Annotated in this window: 6 protein-coding genes; 5 read left to right on the forward strand and 1 reads right to left on the reverse strand. The window is 64.2% G+C overall.

The window, feature by feature from the left end; translation table 11 throughout:
• Positions 1-42: 42 nt before the first annotated feature.
• The 5 genes from sufC (at position 43) to OQF71_RS02985 (ending at position 4,768) form a co-directional block, all read left to right on the forward strand.
• Positions 43-957, forward strand: coding sequence for a Fe-S cluster assembly ATPase SufC (sufC, locus tag OQF71_RS02965; protein WP_280585710.1), 915 nt, complete (start codon positions 43-45; stop codon positions 955-957).
• A gap of 52 nt (positions 958-1,009) precedes the next feature.
• The gene (gene sufB / locus OQF71_RS02970) at positions 1,010-2,440 is read left to right on the forward strand and encodes a Fe-S cluster assembly protein SufB (RefSeq protein WP_280585711.1); all 1,431 of its coding nucleotides are present in this window, start codon (positions 1,010-1,012) and stop codon (positions 2,438-2,440) included.
• Position 2,441: 1 nt separating this feature from the next.
• Positions 2,442-3,656: a Fe-S cluster assembly protein SufD gene (gene sufD / locus OQF71_RS02975; RefSeq protein ID WP_280585712.1), complete on the forward strand. Its 1,215-nt coding sequence runs from the start codon at positions 2,442-2,444 to the stop codon at positions 3,654-3,656.
• 145 nt (positions 3,657-3,801) lie between these two features.
• Positions 3,802-4,287: a ferritin-like domain-containing protein gene (locus OQF71_RS02980; protein ID WP_280585713.1), complete on the forward strand. Its 486-nt coding sequence runs from the start codon at positions 3,802-3,804 to the stop codon at positions 4,285-4,287.
• 43 nt (positions 4,288-4,330) lie between these two features.
• Entirely contained in the window at positions 4,331-4,768 is a 438-nt protein-coding gene (locus tag OQF71_RS02985; RefSeq protein WP_280585714.1) for a metal-dependent transcriptional regulator, read from the forward strand.
• A gap of 36 nt (positions 4,769-4,804) precedes the next feature.
• Here the strand turns inward: OQF71_RS02985 and prf1 are convergent, their stop codons facing one another.
• Positions 4,805-6,055, reverse strand: coding sequence for a peptide chain release factor aRF-1 (gene prf1, locus OQF71_RS02990; RefSeq protein WP_280585715.1), 1,251 nt, complete (start codon positions 6,053-6,055; stop codon positions 4,805-4,807).
• Positions 6,056-6,346 lie beyond the last annotated feature (291 nt).

Here is a 6,346-nt window from a genome sequence, read left to right on the forward strand (position 1 = left end):
TCCTCAACCACTACCATCGACGTACGAGGCACGAGAATACATATGGCTACTCTCGAAATCAACGATCTTCACGCACGAGTGGCGGAAGAGGGCGGCGAACGAATCCTTCTCGGGGTCGACCTGACCGTCGAGTCCGGTGAGATCCACGCGCTGATGGGGCCGAACGGCTCCGGAAAGTCGACGCTCGCGAAGATCATCGCCGGTCACCCGGCGTACGAGGTCACCGACGGCGAGATTCTGCTCCACCTCGACGAGGAGGATGTCGCCGACGTCGACGCCGAGCTCAACGACGAAGACTACCGCTGGGAGCTGCTGGAGCTGGAGCCGAACGAGCGCGCCGCGCTCGGCATCTTCCTCGGCTTCCAGTACCCGGCGGAGATCGAGGGTGTCACCATGACGAACTTCCTCCGACAGGCGCTCAACGCGAAGGCCGACGAGCGCGAGGAGCTGTTCGAGGACGAGGACGCCGAAGAGGCCGACGAGGACGACGAGGGGTACGAGACCTCCCCGATGGAGGGGCCCGCCGACGACGGCGATATCGGCGTCGCCGAGTTCCAGCAGATCCTCTCGGAGAAGATGGAGCTGCTCGACATGGACGAGAAGTTCATGCAGCGCTACCTCAACGCCGGCTTCTCGGGCGGCGAGAAGAAGCAGAACGAGGTCCTGCAGGCCGCGATGCTGGAGCCCGCCGTCGCCGTGCTCGACGAGATCGACTCCGGGCTCGACATCGACCGGCTCCAGGACGTCTCGAAGGGGATCAACGCGCTCCGTGACGAACAGGGCACGGGCGTCCTCCAGATCACCCACTACCAGCGCATTCTCGACTACGTCGAGCCCGACCACGTCCACGTGATGCTCGACGGCGAAGTCGTCAAGAGCGGCGGCGCGGAGCTCGCCGAGAAGCTCGAGGACAAGGGGTACGACTGGGTCCGCGAGGACGCGTTCGAGGCGGCGTAACCACAAATGGTCACGCAACAGGAATAAACGGGGGACCACGTAACACAATACCATGAGTTCACAACAAGACGACCTCAAAGAGACAGACACCGAGGCCCGCTTCGAGTTCAAGAAGGAGGAGAAGTCCGCCTTCCAGACGGAGAAGGGCCTCACCGAGGAGACGGTCCGCGTCATCTCGGAGGACAAGGACGAACCGGAGTGGATGCTGGAGCGGCGCCTGCGCGCGCTCGAGCAGTTCCAAGAGATGCCGATGCCGACCGACTGGCCCGGGCAGCCGGACCTGAGCGAGGTCGACATCGACGAGATCATCCCGTATATCCGGCCGGACGTCGACGTCCGCGCTGGCGTCGACGACTGGACGGAGCTCCCCGACGAGATCAAGGACACCTTCGACAAGCTGGGCATCCCGGAGGCCGAGAAGAACGCGCTCTCCGGCGTCGGCGCTCAGTACGAGTCGGAGGTCGTCTACCAGAACATGCAGGAGCGCTGGGAGGAGAAGGGCGTCATCTTCTGCAACATGGACGAGGCCGTCCAGGAGCACGAGGAGCTCGTCCGCGAGCACTTCATGACGAAGTGCGTTCCCCCGAGCGACAACAAGTTCGCGGCGCTTCACGGCGCCATCTGGTCCGGCGGCTCGTTCGTCTACATCCCCGAAAACACCACTGTCGACATGCCCGTACAGGCGTACTTCCGGATGAACTCCGAGGGGATGGGCCAGTTCGAGCACACGCTCATCATCGCCGAGGAGGGCTCCGAGGTCCACTACATTGAGGGCTGTTCTGCCCCGAAGTACTCGAAGTTCAATCTCCACTGTGGCGGCGTTGAAGTGTTCGTCGATGAGGACGCCCACGTCCAGTACTCGACCGTACAGAACTGGTCGAAAAACACGTACAACCTGAACACCAAGCGCGCCATCGCGGAGAAGGGCGGGCGCATGGAGTGGATCTCCGGCTCGATGGGGTCGAAGGCGACGATGCTGTACCCCTCGACGATCCTGAAGGGGCGCGGCGCCTCCGACAACCACATCACCATCGCCTTCGCGGGCGAGGGCCAAGACATCGACACGGGCGCGAAGGTGTACCACAACGCGCCGGACACCAAGTCGACCGTCGAGTCGAAGTCCATCGCGAAGGACGGCGGCCGCACGAACTACCGCGGGCTCGTCCACATCGCCGACGGCGCCGAGAACTCCTCGACGGCCGTCGAGTGCGACGCGCTGATGTTCGACAACGAGTCCACCTCGGACACGATGCCGTACATGGAGATCAACGAGTCGAAAGTTGACGTCGCCCACGAGGCGACCGTCGGGAAGATCGGCGACGAGGACATCTTCTACCTGCAGTCGCGCGGCCTCGACGACGACGACGCCAAGCAGATGATCGTTTCGGGCTTCATCGAGCCCATCACGGAGGAGCTTCCCATCGAGTACGCCGTCGAGCTCAACCGGCTCGTCGAACTCGAGATGGAGGGCTCGCTCGGATAACATGAGCACGCAAGCAATCGAGAGCCTCTCGGAGGACACGGTACGACGCATCGCCGACGAACGCGACGAGCCCGAGTGGCTCTTAGAGACCCGTCTGAACGCGCTTTCAGCGCTTGAGACGGCCGAGCTGCCAGACGTCATTCAGACGCCCGGGCGCCGCTGGACCGACCTCGAGGCGCTCGACTTCGAGACGCTCGTCGACCCGCTGAACCAGTCCGACGCCACGGAGCGGACGGCCGGCGACGACGAGGTCGTCGTTCTCCCCTTCACCGAGGCGTTCGACGAGTACGGCGACGTCATCGAGGCGAACTTCGGCTCAGTGCTCGACCCCGAACACAACTACCTCACCGCGCTGTCGGTCGCGCTCTTCACGACCGGGACGTTCGTCTACGTCCCCGAGGGCGTCGATGTCGAGGACGTGACGGTGCGCGCGGAGATGAACTCCCGCTCGCTGTTCAGCCAGACGCTCGTCGTCGCCGAGGAGTCGTCGTCGGTGACGATCCTCGAATCGATCGAGTCGGGTGAGGAGGGCGTCGACGGCGACCGCTACTTCTCGAACCTCGTCGAGATCGCCGCGGGCGAGAACGCGACCGTCCAGTTCGGCTCGCTCCAGAACCTCGACGACGACTCGTACACCTACTCGCTGAAGCGCGGAGTGACGGACGCGTACGCGACGGTCGACTGGATCGAGAGCAACTTCGGCTCGAAGCTCACCCGCTCGGACGTCGAGACCGAGCTGAACGGCGACGGCTCCGAGAGCCAGATCGTCGGAACGTTCTTCGGCACCGACGACCAGCACTTCGACCTGAACGCCCGCGTCTGGCACCAAGCCGAGCACACGACGGCCGACCTCGTCACGCGCGGCGTGCTCGACGACGTGGCTCGCTCCGTCTACGAGGGCGTCCAAGACGTCGGCGAGGACGCGTGGAACACGTCCAGCTACCAGCGCGAGAACACGCTGATGCTGTCGGACGACGCCGAGGCCGACGCGTCGCCGAAGCTGATCATCCACAACCACGACACCGAGGCGTCCCACTCCGCGACGGTCGGACAGGTCGACGCCGAGGACCTGTTCTACTTGGAGAGCCGCTCGATCGACTCCCGTACGGCGCGGAACATGCTCGTCGAGGGCTTTTTCGTGCCCGTGTTAGAGGAGATCGCGGTCGACGAGTTCCGCGACGACGTCGAAGATCTCGTCCTCGAACGGCTCCGGTAGTCGGTGCCGTTTCGAGGGTTATGTCGTCGGAGGTTCCGTTTTTTCGCGCCGACAAGTCCCGGCTGAAGGGGAACTGCTTAAGTCGGACTACGCCCGAGTGCGAGTGTATGCGAACGGGCGTATCGAGCGGTGACGGGTGGTGGCCGTGAGCGTGAGCCAGCGGATCGCCTCCGACGATCAGCTCGCCCGGCTGTTACAGATCGGGATCGTGTTGGAGGAGGTGGTCGAAGCGCGGGCACACCATCACTATCAGGGCGTCAACGACGAGCTTGACGACGAAATCGAGGCGTTGCTCGCGGACGCGGCCGAGGAGTCGGCCGACCACCGCGAGCGGTTGGAGTCGCTCATCGCCGGTCTCGGGGTCGACAGCGTCCCCTTCGACGAGATCGAGTCGCTCGTCGACGCCCGCTACGGGCGGACCAAGCCCGAGGACTTCGACGGGATCCTCTACGACCAACTGTGTAACGAGGAGACGGCCTACAAGTTCTACGACGACCTCATCGAGGCGATCGAGGCGTCCGACGCCGAGTTCTCCGTCGACCGAGACGTGCTCTTAGAGACGCTTCGAACGATCCGGGAGGAGGAGGCAGAGGGCGTCAGCGAGGTCACGGAGGTCATGGAGCGACGATGAATCGGCGTATCAAACCGACGACGAGCCCCGACAGAGGAGCATCGTGAACACCGCAGACCAGTATCTCAAGACGATATACGTCGTACAGAAACAGGAGGACGGGCCGGCCTCGACGGGGTCGATAGCCGACGCCCTCGACGTGAGCCCGGCGAGCGCGAACGAGATGATCGGCAAGTTAGAGGAGCGCGGGCTCGCCGAACACGAGAAGTACAAGGGGGTCCAGCTCACCGACGACGGAATCATCCGGGCGCGGGACGCGCTCCAGACGTACTGTATCATCGAGCGCTTTCTCACAAACGTGCTCAGCGTCGAGGAGTTCCGCGCGGAGGCCCGCGAGCTGGAGGCCGTCATCGACGACACCGTCGCCGAGCGGCTCGACACGATCATCGACCGCCAGCCGGAGTGTCCGGACTGTTTCGACCCCGAGACCGACGCCTGCGCGTGTCTAGAGGTCGCGGTGGCACCGGTCGAGTCGGAGTGAGACGAAGGGATCGATTCTCTCGGCGACAGGAGGCTCTTAGACGCCGGTCGAGTACCGCAGAATGCCCGCGATACCGCCGAACGCGTCCATCAGCTGTTCGCCCTTCTCGAAGTCGGTCGAGATGAACTTCGTGTCCGTGCCGCGCTGCTCGGCGATGCTCATCAGGTGTTCGATGACGTCGTCGCGCTCGTCGGCGTCCGCGGGCTCGCCGCACTCGGAACACTCGTGGTCCGGGGTCGAGTGCCGCGAGTCGATCACCTCGTACTCCTCGTGGCCGTTCGGGCACTCGTAGACGACGACGTCGGAGCGGAGGTCCTCTGAGATGAGCAGCCGGTCGACCGACCCCATGATCAGGTTCCGTCGGGTCTGCTCGAAGCCGTAGGTCGCCTCCTCGCCGGTGTTGAGCTTCTCGAAGAACTCCTCCATGTGGCGCTTATCCTCGACGATCTCCTGATCGGCGAGCGCCTCGCTCGCGTTGTCGACGAGGTCCTTCAGCCCGGACTCGTCCGTGTAGGCCACGTCGAACTTACCGAGCACCTTGTCTTGGAGCTCGTGGTGGAGGTAGTCGCCGTCGAGGAACTCGTCTTTCGTCGGCGAAGGACCGCCGACGAGGATGCCGTCGAGCTCGTGGCGCTTGTCGACGAACAGGTCGTCGGCCATCCCCGCGACCTCCTGATAGAAGTTGTCTATCGCTTCGAGCCGGAGGCGGGCGAACCGCTGGGCGGACTGCCCCCCTTTCCGCTGTTTGCCGGGGACGAGCGAGGAGGCGGACTTGACGGGTTCGATGCGCTTGCCCTTCAGCCAGCCGACGTTGGCCTCGCGGCGGTCCAAGACGATGAGCCCGAACAGCCCGGAGTCCTCCAGCATGTGTTCGAGCGGCTCCGTGAGGAACTCGGAGTCGCAGTGGTAACGGAACGACTCGACGGGCTGTGGCGGGGACTCCAGCGTCCGGGTGACCATATCGGTCTGGCCGCCGCCGGCGTCGATCGCCCCCGAGAAGATCACGATCCCGTTCTCGGGCGGGAAGGTGTCGTAGTAGCGGAGGCGGTCTTTGATCGAGGTGAGCGCGTCTTGGACGGCCGTCCGGGTCTGCTTGGACTTGATGTTGGACGCCTCGCTGTGTTCCTGGGTGACGTGCGCGACCACGTCGGAAACCTGCCGATCCTCGGGGATGTAGATGGTGACGAGCTGGGTGCCGGAGCCCTCGAAGTCTTTGAGCTCCTCGATGACCTTGCGGAACTCGTACTTCCGCCGGTCGTCGCTCGCCGCTTGGACGTCGCTACTCATTACCCGAACTACGGCGGCGTGCGTGTAAGTAAGCTTTGACCTTCCCGCCGAGACGACGGTACCGAATCGCACAGGCGGTCGTTCGCGATGTTACTTATAAACAAACTTGGTGGCGCGCGCCTCCGAGCGGTCGTTTAAACGACCGCGAGGAGCGCGTGCGAGGGAGTCGGTCGGCCGGAGCGAAGCGGAGGGCGGTCGACAGGGCGAGAGCTTCGCTCTCGCTTGCAACCGGCGCGTAGCGCCGGTGACGAGGCTGGGGAGGCGGTCTCTTAGACACATCTGGAGCTGCCG

The organism is Halorubrum sp. Boch-26, assembly GCF_029889805.1.
Classification (GTDB): domain Archaea; phylum Halobacteriota; class Halobacteria; order Halobacteriales; family Haloferacaceae; genus Halorubrum.

What these genes read in the sequence shown, in the direction of transcription:
- sufC (WP_280585710.1), top strand. Translation starts at nt 43, where the DNA reads ATGGCTACTCTCGAAATCAACGATCTTCACGCACGAGTGGCGGAAGAG.
- sufB (WP_280585711.1), top strand. Translation starts at nt 1,010, where the DNA reads ATGAGTTCACAACAAGACGACCTCAAAGAGACAGACACCGAGGCCCGC.
- sufD (WP_280585712.1), top strand. Translation starts at nt 2,442, where the DNA reads ATGAGCACGCAAGCAATCGAGAGCCTCTCGGAGGACACGGTACGACGC.
- prf1 (WP_280585715.1), bottom strand. Translation starts at nt 6,055, where the DNA reads ATGAGTAGCGACGTCCAAGCGGCGAGCGACGACCGGCGGAAGTACGAG.